Source organism: Stenotrophomonas sp. STEN014 (assembly GCF_056760315.1).
The window spans coordinates 114,641-126,881 of sequence record NZ_JBRREN010000010.1 but is presented as its reverse complement, the minus strand read 5'-3'; the positions used below and the strand labels follow the sequence as shown (position 1 = coordinate 126,881).

At 65.6% G+C, this 12,241-nt stretch carries 11 protein-coding genes; 5 read left to right on the top strand and 6 right to left on the bottom strand.

Annotated features, from left to right (window positions below):
- Positions 1-38 precede the first annotated feature (38 nt).
- Both ACVOMC_RS13810 and dapE read left to right on the top strand, forming a co-directional pair.
- Complete coding sequence (locus tag ACVOMC_RS13810; RefSeq protein WP_481524399.1) at positions 39-395, top strand: arsenate reductase; 357 nt, start codon at positions 39-41, stop codon at positions 393-395.
- 88 nt (positions 396-483) lie between these two features.
- Complete coding sequence (dapE, locus tag ACVOMC_RS13805; RefSeq protein WP_481524398.1) at positions 484-1,611, top strand: succinyl-diaminopimelate desuccinylase; 1,128 nt, start codon at positions 484-486, stop codon at positions 1,609-1,611.
- Here dapE and ACVOMC_RS13800 read toward each other — a convergent pair.
- Both ACVOMC_RS13800 and ACVOMC_RS13795 read right to left on the bottom strand, forming a co-directional pair.
- Positions 1,608-2,294, bottom strand: coding sequence for a pentapeptide repeat-containing protein (locus tag ACVOMC_RS13800; RefSeq protein ID WP_481524397.1), 687 nt, complete (start codon positions 2,292-2,294; stop codon positions 1,608-1,610). The genes dapE and ACVOMC_RS13800 overlap by 4 nt on opposite strands.
- 95 nt (positions 2,295-2,389) lie before the next feature.
- A complete protein-coding gene (locus ACVOMC_RS13795) occupies positions 2,390-3,283 on the bottom strand; it encodes a tetratricopeptide repeat protein (protein WP_481524396.1) in 894 nt (297 codons plus the stop codon).
- Between the two features lie 357 nt (positions 3,284-3,640).
- Here ACVOMC_RS13795 and asnB point away from each other — a divergent pair, with 357 nt between their 5' ends.
- Positions 3,641-5,326: an asparagine synthase B gene (gene asnB / locus ACVOMC_RS13790; RefSeq protein ID WP_481524395.1), complete on the top strand. Its 1,686-nt coding sequence runs from the start codon at positions 3,641-3,643 to the stop codon at positions 5,324-5,326.
- A 101-nt stretch (positions 5,327-5,427) separates the two neighbouring features.
- Positions 5,428-5,853 carry a RidA family protein gene (locus tag ACVOMC_RS13785; protein ID WP_481524394.1) on the top strand — a complete coding sequence of 142 codons (426 nt, stop codon included), beginning with the start codon at positions 5,428-5,430 and terminating at the stop codon, positions 5,851-5,853.
- Between the two features lie 43 nt (positions 5,854-5,896).
- Here the strand turns inward: ACVOMC_RS13785 and ACVOMC_RS13780 are convergent, their stop codons facing one another.
- Complete coding sequence (locus tag ACVOMC_RS13780) at positions 5,897-8,191, bottom strand: penicillin acylase family protein (RefSeq protein ID WP_481524419.1); 2,295 nt, start codon at positions 8,189-8,191, stop codon at positions 5,897-5,899.
- A 179-nt stretch (positions 8,192-8,370) separates the two neighbouring features.
- Between ACVOMC_RS13780 and bfr the strand changes: the two genes are divergently transcribed.
- Positions 8,371-8,859, top strand: coding sequence for a bacterioferritin (bfr, locus tag ACVOMC_RS13775; RefSeq protein ID WP_481524393.1), 489 nt, complete (start codon positions 8,371-8,373; stop codon positions 8,857-8,859).
- A gap of 50 nt (positions 8,860-8,909) precedes the next feature.
- Here bfr and ACVOMC_RS13770 read toward each other — a convergent pair whose 3' ends face one another.
- From ACVOMC_RS13770 to parC, 3 genes are all read right to left on the bottom strand, one after another.
- Positions 8,910-9,566, bottom strand: a complete 657-nt coding sequence (locus tag ACVOMC_RS13770; RefSeq protein WP_481524392.1) for a thiopurine S-methyltransferase — start codon at positions 9,564-9,566, stop codon at positions 8,910-8,912.
- A gap of 14 nt (positions 9,567-9,580) precedes the next feature.
- Positions 9,581-9,832 (bottom strand): hypothetical protein, encoded by a 252-nt coding sequence (locus ACVOMC_RS13765; RefSeq protein WP_054659247.1) that lies wholly within the window; start codon positions 9,830-9,832, stop codon positions 9,581-9,583.
- Positions 9,833-9,917: 85 nt separating this feature from the next.
- Complete coding sequence (gene parC, locus ACVOMC_RS13760; RefSeq protein WP_481524391.1) at positions 9,918-12,161, bottom strand: DNA topoisomerase IV subunit A; 2,244 nt, start codon at positions 12,159-12,161, stop codon at positions 9,918-9,920.
- Positions 12,162-12,241 lie beyond the last annotated feature (80 nt).

Sequence of the window (12,241 nt, the reverse complement as noted above, 5' to 3'; positions counted from 1 at the left end):
GGCGCTGTGTGCACCTGCCTGAATTTATGGAATCTGCAATGACCACGATCTACGGACTCAAGAACTGCGATACCTGCAAGAAGGCCACCAAATGGCTGGACCGCTTCGGTATCGCCTACACCTTCGTCGACTACCGCGACAACAAGCCCGCGCCGGAAACGCTGCTGGAATGGGCCGGCAAGGCCGGCGGCTTCGCGGCGTTGATCAACAAATCCTCGACCACCTGGCGGCAGCTGCCGGACAACCGCAAGTCCCCCGAGTCCGATGCCGAGTGGAAGCTGCTGCTGCGCGAGTATCCGCAGCTGATCAAGCGTCCGCTGGTCATCACCGGGGACGGCGTGCTGAGCCAGGGTTTCAGCGACAACGGCTTCAAGGCGCGCTTCAACATCGCCTGATTCCCCGTGGCCCTGGCGACGCATACCGTCGTGGCCACGGCAACCCAAACCACCGGGAAGCACCGCGCGTGCTTCCGCACGAGGTCCCATGAGCGACGTATTCGACCTGACCTGCGCGTTGATCGCGCGCCCTTCGGTAACGCCCGATGATGCCGGGTGCCAGCAACTGATCGCCGGGCGGCTGGGTGCTGCCGGTTTCACTTGCGAACACCTGCGGCTGGGCGAGGTCGACAACCTGTGGGCCATGCACGGCAGCGGCGCACCGGTGCTGGTGCTGCTGGGGCACACCGATGTGGTGCCCAGTGGCCCGGTCGAGACCTGGAGCAGCAATCCTTTCACGCCGGAAGTGCGCGACGGCGCGCTCTACGGGCGCGGTGCTGCGGACATGAAAGGCAGCGTCGCCGCCTTCGTGGTGGCGGCCGAACAGTTTGTCGCCGCATATCCGCAGCATCCGGGCACGCTGGCGGTGCTGCTGACCAGTGACGAGGAGGGGGACGCCATCGACGGCGTACGCCACGTCGCCAGGCTGTTTGTCGAACGCGGCCAGACCATCGACTGGTGCATCACCGGCGAGCCGTCCTCCACCGCGAAGCTCGGTGACCTGCTGCGTGTCGGCCGGCGCGGCAGCCTGTCGGCCAAGCTGCGTATCAAGGGCGTGCAGGGCCATGTGGCGTACCCGGACAAGGCGCGCAACCCGATCCATCTGGCTGCACCGGCGCTGGCTGAACTCACCGCGCGGCATTGGGACGATGGCTACGAAAGCTTCCCGCCGACCAGTCTGCAGCTGTCCAACATCAGTGCCGGCACGGGGGCCAGCAACGTGATTCCGGGCGAGCTGCAGGTGATGTTCAATCTGCGCTACAACCCGCACTGGAATGCCGACCGGTTGCAGGCGGAGATCACCGCGTTGCTGGATCGCCATGGGCTGGACTACGTGTTGGACTGGCATCGCAGCGGCGAGCCGTTCTATACCCCGGAAGGTACCCTGCGGCGGGCCGCGCGTGAGGTGCTGGCCGAATTCGCTGGCGCCGCGCCGGAAGAAAGCACCGGTGGTGGAACCTCGGACGCGCGCTTCATCGCACCGTTGGGCGCCCAGTGCATCGAAGTGGGGCCGGTCAATGCCAGCATCCACCAGGTGGATGAGAACGTGCAGGTGGCCGATCTGGAGGCGCTGCCGGAGCTGTATCGGCGGCTGATTGAGCGCCTGCTCGCCTAGGCGACGATCAGGCCGAACGCGGCAAGCGCCGCGGCGGCCTGACGCTGCGATATCACCGCTTTCTTGAAGTGCTTGGCGTCCATCACGTTGAGCCCGCTGATGTCGGTATCGCGCAGGTCGGCGCCTTCAAACCGGGTCAGGCGGGTCTGTGCATTGCGCAGGCTGCCGCCGCTGAACACGGCATCGCGGAAGTCGCAGCCGGACAGGTCGGCTTCGGAGAAATCCATGCCCTCCAGGCGTGCCTTGCGGAACGAAAGCCCGCGCAGATCGGCGCTCACCAGCAGGCAGTGGCGGAACTCCAATGCCCAGCCGGTCACTTCCTGCAGGTGGGCACCGGTCAACTTGCAGTCCTGGAACTGCACCGAGGACAGCGTTGCTCGCCGCCAGTGGCTGTTGTTGAGATCGCAATCGGCGAAGCGTGAATCGCTGAGCTGCGCCGAGCTGAAATCGCAGTGGCCGCCACGGCACTTCTGCCATTGGCTTTCTTCCAGCGATGCAGCCAGCCAGTGCGCACCGGCCAGCGAGCACTGGTTGAACTGGAAACCGTCCATGTCCAGTCGCGAGAAATCGCCTTCGTCCAATGTGCAGGATTCGAACACCGCTGCAAGCGGATGCGCGTGGATGATCTGCTGCATGCGCGCGCGGTCGATGGTTTCTTCACGGAAAACGGCGGTGTTCGTCATGTCCAGCTCTGCGGATGCCAGCGCGTCATTCTGCGCGATATCCGCCAGTTGATGCAGTCTTGTCGCACTGGTCCATGTGTGTACAGACCGCGGTTCTACTCGAAGATGAAGAACGGTGGAGCGATGGCTTTGCGCCAGTAGGATTCCTCGGCCAGGTAGAATTCCTGTGCATGGGCTCTGGCGAACCACACCGCCGCTGCAACTTCATCCTTCTGCAGCCCCCTGCCGCCGCGCCCCAATGCCAGCCCTGCGAAGTACTGGCCGTAGACATTGCCTTGTTCGCCGGCGCGCTGATACCAGCGCAGTGCTTCGCTCTTGTCCTCGGGCATGCCAATGCCGGCTTCGTGCAAGGTGCCCAGGTCGACCTGCGCTTCGGCATCGCCACGGGCAGCCCATCGCTTGATGCGGGCGATGGCGGCATTGGTTGATGGCTGCTTGCTGGCCAGATGTGCCGCTTCGGGTGAGGTGCGGGTTGCGTTGCGCAGTGCGTCCAGCTTGTACAGCTCGCGCATGTACACCGCGTGGCGCAGCCGCCAGCGCAATGCGCCAGCCATATCGCCGCGATCGGCATGCCAGCGCTCCAGATCGCGCATCGCGTAGGGTGAGCCGTGGTAGGCGGCGCTGCGGAACCAGTGCAATGCCTTGCGCGGGGAGGGCTTGAGCACCCTGGCTTCCGGTGTTTGCGGCGCATCGCTGCTGTCCAGACGGCCGCGTTGCAGGATCGTTCCCAGCTGCTCCTCCACCCCGGTGCTGCGGTGCGTTCGGGGCGGGATCGCCGCGGCGCGTGCGTACCAGTCCAGCGCCCGCGGGTCGTTGCGGGCCCGGTAGAGATTTGCCACACGCAGTACCGAGTCGAACTGGCCGTCGCTGGCGGCAGCCAACGCCTCGCGCTCGGTGGTGTCGACGGGACGGTGTGGTGCGGTGGCGGTGCAGGCGGCCAGTGTGAACAGGCACAGGGCGTGCAGCACGCGGAAGGCAAACGGTTTCATCCATGAAGTCCAGACAGCGGTGCGCGGATTATCCGGGAACATGGCGGCCCGAGCACTGAATCAGTTGCCGCAGCAACAGTTGCGCGCTCCGGAAAACCGGGATACGGTCTGTCCCATGTCCTTGTTCCCGGCCAACGCTGTCAATAACAACAACCGCAACAATCTGCGCGCGAATAATCGTGCGCGGCCACTGCGGGACTGCGACCAGAGCTAGGACAGGCAACACGCTCAGGCCACCAGAAAACCCGCATCGGTCGATGCGGGTTTTTTTGTGGCCGAGCGGGAACACCGAGCGGCTGCACCTCTGCCAGCCGTTGCTTCGAATGCTTGTCCCCACACAACCCCAGGAGCTTTCCCATGTGTTCCATCTTCGGCATTTTCGGCCTGCAATCCGGTGACGACCTGCAGGCGCTGCGTCGGCAGGCGCTTGAACAATCCCAGCGCCAACGCCATCGCGGCCCGGACTGGAGCGGCGTCTACGTGGACGAAGGCGCCATCCTGGTGCACGAGCGCCTGGCCATCGTCGACCCGGCCGGCGGCTCGCAGCCGTTGCTGTCCGACGACGGGGACCTGGCGCTGGCCGTCAACGGCGAGATCTACAACCACCAGGAGCTGAAGAAGGAGCTCACCCAGCCGTATGCGTTCCAGACCGGTTCGGACTGCGAGGTGATCAACGCGCTGTATCGGGATGATGAGCCGGCTTCGTATCTGAACCGACTCAACGGGATCTTCGCCTTCGCGCTGTGGGACAAGGCCAAGGGCCGTGTGATCATCGCCCGCGATCCGATCGGCGTGGTGCCGCTGTACTGGGGGCACGACAAGCAGGGCCGGCTGTGCGTGGCCTCGGAAATGAAGTCGCTGTCCGACACCTGCGCCGATGTCGCGCAGTTTCCACCCGGGCACTGGTATGACAGCAGTACCGATACCCTGAGCAAATACTATGAACGCCCGTGGCGCGATTATGACGCGGTGGCGGGCGTGGACGTCTCCCTGGCCGAGCTGCGTGAAGCCTTCGAGCGCGCCGTGCACCGCCAGCTGATGACCGATGTGCCCTACGGCGTGCTGTTGTCCGGAGGGCTGGATTCGTCGCTGGTGGCCGCGGTCGCCGCGCGTTATGCGCGTCATCGCATCGAGGATGGCGACCAGAGCGAGGCGTGGTGGCCGCGCCTGCACAGTTTCGCCATCGGCCTGAAGGGCTCGCCGGATCTGGCTGCCGCCGAGGTGGCAGCCCAGGCGCTGGGCACCGTGCACCACGGTTTCGAGTACACCTTCGAGGAAGGTCTGGATGCGCTGCCGGAAGTCATCCGGCATATCGAAACCTACGATGTCACCACCATCCGCGCCTCCACGCCGATGTTCCTGCTGGCACGGCGGATCAAGGCGATGGGGGTGAAGATGGTGCTGTCCGGCGAGGGCAGCGACGAGATCTTCGGTGGCTACCTGTACTTCCACAAGGCGCCCAACGCGCGCGAGTTCCATGAGGAGCTGGTGCGCAAGCTCGACGCATTGAACAACTACGATTGCCTGCGTGCCAACAAGTCGATGATGGCCTGGGGCGTGGAACCGCGCGTGCCGTTCCTGGACCGCGAGTTTCTGGACGTGGCGATGAAGATGGATGCCCGCCACAAGATGATCGACAAGGCCAGCGGCCGCATCGAAAAGGCGGTGCTGCGCGAGGCGTTCGAGGGCTACCTGCCGAAGGAAATCCTGTGGCGGCAGAAGGAGCAGTTCAGCGATGGTGTCGGCTACGGCTGGATCGACGGTTTGAAGGCGCACGCCGAGGCACAGGTCAGCGACCGCGTGCTGGCCGCGGCCGACAAGCGCTTCCCGTACAACCCGCCGCAGACCAAGGAGGCGTACTACTACCGTTATCTGTTCGAGCAGTTCTACCCGAGCCGCGCGGCGTCGGAGACCGTGCCCGGCGGCAAGTCGATCGCCTGTTCCTCGCCGGCGGCGATTGCCTGGGATGCCAGCTTCGCCACCATGGCCGATCCTTCCGGGCGTGCCGTCGCCGGTGTGCATGACCAAGCACTGGCTGGCTGAGTGTCGATGCCTGGCCCGCAGCGATGCGGGCCATTCTTTTTCCGGTTGTCGCGGGCAATTGTCCGTGACCGCTTCCGCGTCCAGTCAATCAAGGAAAACCAATGCGCGTGCTTCCCATGATGGTGTTCGGCTTGCTGTGCAGTCCGCTGCTCCATGCGGCGGAGGGGCCGCTGGAGCGGCACGTGCTGGGGAGCTGGGAAACCGATATCGGCTATACCGGCGTGATCCGCGACGGCGACATGCTGTATGTGTCGGGCGTGCCCTGCAAAGGTGAAACCATGCAGGCTGCGGTGCAGAGCTGCTACAGCCAGTTGACCGGAATCCTGCAGCGTTTTGGCGCCAACAGCAGCCAGGTGGTCAAGGAAACCGTCTACACCACGGATATGGAGGGGCTGATCACGGCCATTCCCGAGCGCAAGACCTTCTTCGTCGATGGCAAGTATCCGGCCGCCAGCTGGGTGCAGGTCAGCCGGCTGTTCGACGTCGAGGCCCGGCTCGAGGTGGAGTGGACGGTTCGCCTGAAGTGACGCCGCTATGCAGGGGTTGCCAGGGCAGGCGCCGCGCGGTCGCTCAGCGCGGACTCAAACGCAGGCTGTGCGCGGTGCGACCCGGCAGGAACGGGGATGAGCGGCCTTCCACCCAGTCGTCGTGACCGGCGCCCCAGAAAGGTGACAGTGGATGGCCGCTCTGGCCGCCGGGCATGTGTACGATGCCCTCGGCCTCATGGCCGGGTGATACCACCATCCGCTGCGAAGCGCCGAACTTCGGGCCAGCCACGCGCGGCATGTCGCCGTCCCCTGCCAAGGGCTCGGCCGGCATGCACAGCCAGGAGTTGAGAAGGCGTGGCAACGCTGCCGAGACCGGATGGCAGATGGCGGCGGTGTTGCGTTCGCCCCAATTGCGTTGCGCCAGATCGGGACCCTGTTGGGCCAGATCCTTTTCCAGTTGGCGGGCGCTGGTGGCCAGCAGCGCCTCCCAGCTTTCATAGGGCGGTGGCAGCAGATGCGGCGGGCGCTGGTCGAGCAAGGGCCACAGCACGCCCTCGAACTGGGCAAGTCTAGGGGCGAGGTAACGATCGCCCAGCTGCTCTTTGGCCGGAGCCAGCAGCGCGCCCTGGAGGTTGTCCATCAAGATGCTGCGGAAACCGCGTGCCATCCGATAGCTGACCGAGTCCGTGGAGGCTCGACCCTGCCATTGGCGGCTGGCCGCTTCCAGTCGCTGCAGCGCAGGGTCATCACTGTGCCCGACGGTCTGCCGCAGCAGCTTCCACCAGCGCTCCATCAGCACGGCACGGTCATCGAGCTGGATGGCCAGCAGGTCCTGTTCGGTGAAGTGCTCGCGGGCGAACAGGCCGTCGCGGATCTGCTTGGCACGCGCGCCGAGGTCATAGCCGCCGTCACCGGCGTCGGCCAGCGCGACGCCATCAAGCACCCGGCCGTTGGCGGTCCACAGGCGGTGATCGGGCGGATCGACAAGTGCCGGCGCCTGGTCGCTGCGGATGGGCCACGGCGGGCAGCTGGCCTGCGCAGTCGCCGTGGCATGACAGGCCGGATCACGCGCGGGGCGTGCACCGATCAGGCGCCAGGCGATACGGCCGCTGCGGTCGGCGACCAGCAGATTCTGTGCCGGAATGCCGGAGCGATTGGCGGTTGCGAACGCGGCGTCCAGATCCGCGGCTTTGGCCATGTCGGCGAATGCCAGCCGGACCGCGCCGGGCTGATGACCGACCCAGCGCAGGGCCAGAAGGTGTCCATCCGGTTCCTCATGCAGGATCGGTCCCCAATCGCTCTCGCGCACCCGCAGTACTTCGGTTTTGGCGTCGGCGACAGCAATGGCCTCGTCATGGATGCGCAGCGGTGCATTGGCGGACACGGCGGTGTAGTCGGCGGTGTCGACATAGCTGTTGGTGAAGCCCCACGCAATGCGGGTATTGCTGCCGACGATCACCGCCGGCAGGCCGGGCAGGGTGAAGCCGGTGACATCGACCTTGCGGTCTGGCGCGGTCGGATCGGCGTAACGCAGGCGTGCGCGGAACCAGATGTTGGGTGCCCGCAGGCCCAGGTGCATGTCGTCGGCGAGGATGGCGCGACCGTCGGCGGTCAGGGCGCCGGACACGGCGAAGTTGTTGCTGCCCAGGACCTCGGACGCCGCCGCGACCGGCGCAGGCGGCACGATGCTGGCTGGACGGCGCAGGTCCAGGGTTGCCGCATCCGGCAACCGCGCGTCCCCCCGGGCGGCGCCGAACAGCGGGGCGTCCCAGCTGCTGCCATCGTGCGTGAGCAGCGTATACAGGGCCGGCGGCACCACCTTCTTGAGCCGCGCCAGCGCCAGTTCGCGGGTGTTGGCCGGGTCCTGCAGGTCGGCATACATCGCCAGCCCGGCCAGTACCGAATCTTCCAGTTGCCAGGGACGTGGTGGTTGGCGCAGCAGCAGATAGGGCCATGGTCGCACCGGCAACGCAGCCAGTCCGGCGTTGACGCCGTCGCGATAGGCTTCAAGCACGGCACGTTTTCCGTCCAGCGCGACGGCGAGGTTGTCATGGGTGCGGGCGCGCAGGCGATGCACGCGCATCTTGCGGTCCAGGGGCAGGGCGTCGGTGCCGAACAGCTCGGCCAGCTCGCCTGCGGCCGAGCGCCGCATCAGGTCCATCTCGAAGAAACGCTCCTGTGCATGCACATAACCGAGCGCACGGGCCATATCGACCTCATTGGCCGCATTGACCGTCACCACGCCCAGCGCATCGCGCTCGATGCTGACCGCAGCGCTCAGGCCGGGCAAGGCCCGCTGGCCATCCAGCGTTGGCAGGCTGCCGCGCAACAGCAGCCAGAGAATCAGCAGCAACAGCACCAGCAAGCCCAACAGCATCCCCAGCGAACGCAGCAGCCAACGCAGCACAGGCCTATCCCCGGTAGCGGTTCTGCCGCGATTGTAGACAGCTTGTGCAGCCGGCGCGGGGCGAAGCGCAACTGAAAGTGATTCCGATTAGATCATCGCCGCGCCAGATGGGGCAGGCTATGCCCATTGCGAACCATCAGGAGCACCCCATGAAGGGCAACCCCGACGTCATCGAATGCCTGAAAGAGCTGCTGCGCGGCGAACTGGCGGCGCGTGACCAGTATTTCATCCATTCCCGCCGTTACGAGGATCAGGGCCTGATGGCGCTGTACGAGCGTATCGGCCACGAGATGCAAGAGGAAACCGAACACGCCGACGCGCTGCTGCGCCGCATCCTGTTCCTCGGTGGCGATCCGGACATGCGTCCGCACGGCTTCGAGCCGGGCGTGACCGTGATGGAAATGCTGGAGAAGGACCTGCAGGTCGAATACCAGGTGCGCGCCAACCTCGCTGCAGGCGTAAAACTGTGCGAAACCCACGGCGACTACGTCAGCCGCGACATCCTGATCGCACAGCTGCGCGACACCGAAGAAGACCACGCCTGGTGGCTGGAGCAGCAGCTGGGTCTGATCAAGCGCATCGGCCTGGAGCTGTATCAGACCAGCAAGATGGACGCCAAGGGCGCTCCGGCCCATTGAGGCCGGCCGGGTTTTGATGAAACAGGGCGGCGCAGGCCGCCCTGCGTGTTTCAACGGTACTGCAGCCGGTATGCCGCGGTGGAGAGGACGGCGACGCCCTGGTCCCGGAAGCCGGGTTGCTGCTCAAGGATGTCCTGCCGTTCCAGCAGCGCGGTCTGCCATGGCGCGCTGAACAGCTGCTCCACTTCAGACTGCGGCACGCTGAACGGCGGGCCCTGTTTCTGCTCCTGGGGATACTCCAGCGTGATCAGCAGCCCGCGGCAGCCGTCGGGCAAGTGCGCGTACAGCGTGTCGCGATAGTGGCGGCGCAGCTCCGGCGGCAGCGCGATCAGCGCGGCGCGGTCGTAGACGCCAGCGATATCGGCCAGCAGTGTGCTGTCCAGCGCGAAGGCGTCGCCGCAGATAATCTCGATCGGCCCGGCGCGATAGTGTTCACCGTACTTGCTTTGATGGCGCGCCGGCGTCAGGCCCGCTTCGGCGAAGAACTGCTCTACCGCCAGCGACGACAGCTCGACGCCCAGCACGCGATGTCCCTGGGCGGCCAGCCAGTGCATGTCCAGGCTCTTGCCGCACAGTGGCACCAGTACGCGGCTGCCGGGCGGCAGCTCCAGTGTGGGCCAGTGCCGCGTCAGCAGCGGCATGACATCCGTGCGATGGAAACCGATCTGGCCGTTGTGCCAGCGCTGCAGCCAGAAATCCGGTTGCATGGAGTCGCTCCTCTTCAGCGGGTTTTCCGCCAGCCGTTGTCTGGCGTGATCCGGGCGAGCGTTTCGCGGGTCGCATAGAAACGAATCAGGCCGCAGTCGCGACAGACGATGGTCTGCATCTTGGCGCTGCTGAAGACGCCACTGGTACCGGGCAGCAGGTCGGGGCCGTAGCCGCCACGGGCGTTGATGCCGCCATGGGCGTAGAGATTATCGCCCTGACATTCCGGACAGATCGTCTGTGGGGGTGTGTCTTCAGCCGATGTCATGGGCGGTTCCTTGAGGACAGGTTTGCCGTCGCTGTTTCAGTCGGCGCGCAGCATGGTGTGGCATGCCGCGCGCCAGCAAAGTGAATTACTGGACATCCAGCCCTTCGACCTTCTGCCAGCCCCTGGGCAACAGATGCCCACGCGTGGCCCGCGTGCCCATATAGGTCTCCAACTCCTTGAAGGACAGGCTCATGGTGCGCTGGCCGCTGCGGACCTGCAGGGTGTTGCCCGGTCCGACTGCGACCACCGCGACCACCCGTTCGGTGGAGAGCTTGGCCTTGGGGATCTCGATGATCTTGTTGCCCTTGCCCTTGTCCAGTTCGGGCAGGTCGCTGGCCGGAATGGCCAGCATGTTGCCGGCGCTGGTGACGGCAACAATACGGTCGGTTTCCGGGTTGGCGACCACCGCCGGCTGCAACACGCTGGATCCGGTGGACAGGTTGAGCATCGCCTTGCCGGCCTTGTTGCGGCCGGTGAGATTCTCGAAACGGGTGACGAAGCCGTAGCCGTGGGTGGAGGCCAGCACGAAGCGGGTGTTGTTCTCGCCGCTGGCCAGGGTCACGAACGCGCTGCCCGGTGCCGGCGAGAAGCGGCCGGTCAGCGGCTCGCCGTTGCCGCGCGCCGAGGGCAGGGTGTGTACCGGCGTGGAATAGGCCCGGCCCTCGCTGTCGATGAAGGCCACCTGCTGCGTGCTGCGGCTGCGGACGATGCCCAGCAGGCCGTCGCCTTCGCGGTAGGACAGGCTGCTGCCGTCGATGTCGTGGCCCTTGGCTGCGCGTACCCAGCCCTTTTCCGCCAGCACCACGGTCATCGGCTCGCTGGCGACCAGTTCGGTCTCGTCGATGGCCTGGGCAGCGCCCCGCTGCACCAGCGGCGAGCGGCGTTCGTCGCCGAACTTCTTGGCGTCGGCAATCAGCTCGTCCTTGACCAGCTTGCGCAGCTTGGCGGTGCTTTCCAGGATCGACTGGATGTAATCGCGCTCCTTGGCCAGCTCATCCTGCTCGCCGCGGATCTTCATTTCTTCCAGGCGCGCCAGCTGCTTGAGCTTGGTCTCCAGGATGTAGTCGGCCTGGTCCTCGCTCAGTTCGAAGCGGGCGATCAGTGCGGCCTTGGCCTCATCCTCGGTACGGATGATGTGGATCACCTCATCCAGGTTGAGGAACGCCACCAGCAGGCCGTCCAACAGGTGCAGGCGGCGCTCGACCTTCTGCAGGCGATGGTTGAGGCGACGGGTGACCGTGTCATAGCGGAACCGCAGCCATTCGGACAGCAGCATCTTCAGGTTCTTGACCTGCGGCCGCCCGTCCAGGCCGATCACGTTGAGGTTGACGCGGTAGCTGCGTTCCAGGTCGGTCGTGGCGAACAGGTGGCCCATCAGCTGTTCAGCATCGACGCGGTTGGAGCGCGGGATCAGCACCACCCGTACCGGGTTGGCGTGGTCGGATTCGTCGCGGATGTCCTCCAGCCACGGCAGCTTCTTGGCCCGCATCTGCGCGGCGATCTGCTCGATCACCTTGGACGGCGAGACTTGGTGTGGCAGCGCGGTGACGACGATGTTGCTGCCTTCCTTGAGGAAGGTGGCGCGGGCGCGCACGCTGCCGTTGCCGGTTTCATAGAGGTTCCGCAGATCCGCCGCCGGAGTGATGATCTCGGCGGTGGTCGGGTAGTCCGGGCCGCGCACGTGTTCGCACAGGTCGGCGACGGTGGCGTTGGGATCATCGATCAGGCGGATCACCGCACTGACGATCTCGTTGAGATTGTGCGGCGGCACGTCGGTGGCCATGCCCACGGCGATACCGGTGGTGCCGTTGAGCAGTAGGTGCGGCAGGCGTGCCGGCATCCACGAGGGCTCTTCCAGGGTGCCGTCGAAATTGGGCGTCCAGTCGGTGGTGCCTTGGGCCAGTTCGCCAAGCAGCACTTCGGCGATCGGGGTCAGCTTGGATTCGGTGTAGCGCATGGCCGCGAACGACTTGGGATCGTCGGTGGAGCCGAAGTTGCCCTGGCCCTCGATCAGCGGATAACGGTAGGAGAACGGCTGCGCCATCAGCACCAGCGCCTCGTAGCACGCGCTGTCGCCATGCGGGTGGTATTTGCCGATCACATCGCCCACGGTGCGCGCGGACTTCTTCGGCTTGGCCGAGGCGTTGAGCCCCAGTTCGCTCATCGAATAGATGATGCGCCGCTGCACCGGCTTGAGGCCGTCGCCGATGAACGGCAGGGCGCGGTCCAGCACCACGTACATGGAATAGTCGAGATAGGCGCGTTCGGCATATTCGCGCAGCGGCTGCTGTTCGTAGCCGTGGAAAACGGTGCGGGCAAGATCGGTCATTGCGGGTGGGAGCTACCTGTTGTGAGAAGCGCGGCGGGACCGCCGGTTTCCTGATCGGTCGATTATCCGGATGACGGCCG

Excerpts from the sequence above, each read along its gene's own strand:
- ACVOMC_RS13765 (WP_054659247.1), bottom strand. The coding sequence starts at position 9,832 with ATGACATCGGCTGAAGACACACCCCCACAGACGATCTGTCCGGAATGT.
- ACVOMC_RS13785 (WP_481524394.1), top strand. The coding sequence starts at position 5,428 with ATGCGCGTGCTTCCCATGATGGTGTTCGGCTTGCTGTGCAGTCCGCTG.
- ACVOMC_RS13810 (WP_481524399.1), top strand. The coding sequence starts at position 39 with ATGACCACGATCTACGGACTCAAGAACTGCGATACCTGCAAGAAGGCC.
- ACVOMC_RS13795 (WP_481524396.1), bottom strand. The coding sequence starts at position 3,283 with ATGAAACCGTTTGCCTTCCGCGTGCTGCACGCCCTGTGCCTGTTCACA.
- ACVOMC_RS13780 (WP_481524419.1), bottom strand. The coding sequence starts at position 8,191 with ATGCTGTTGGGCTTGCTGGTGCTGTTGCTGCTGATTCTCTGGCTGCTG.
- ACVOMC_RS13770 (WP_481524392.1), bottom strand. The coding sequence starts at position 9,566 with ATGCAACCGGATTTCTGGCTGCAGCGCTGGCACAACGGCCAGATCGGT.
- ACVOMC_RS13800 (WP_481524397.1), bottom strand. The coding sequence starts at position 2,294 with ATGACGAACACCGCCGTTTTCCGTGAAGAAACCATCGACCGCGCGCGC.
- bfr (WP_481524393.1), top strand. The coding sequence starts at position 8,371 with ATGAAGGGCAACCCCGACGTCATCGAATGCCTGAAAGAGCTGCTGCGC.
- dapE (WP_481524398.1), top strand. The coding sequence starts at position 484 with ATGAGCGACGTATTCGACCTGACCTGCGCGTTGATCGCGCGCCCTTCG.
- asnB (WP_481524395.1), top strand. The coding sequence starts at position 3,641 with ATGTGTTCCATCTTCGGCATTTTCGGCCTGCAATCCGGTGACGACCTG.
- parC (WP_481524391.1), bottom strand. The coding sequence starts at position 12,161 with ATGACCGATCTTGCCCGCACCGTTTTCCACGGCTACGAACAGCAGCCG.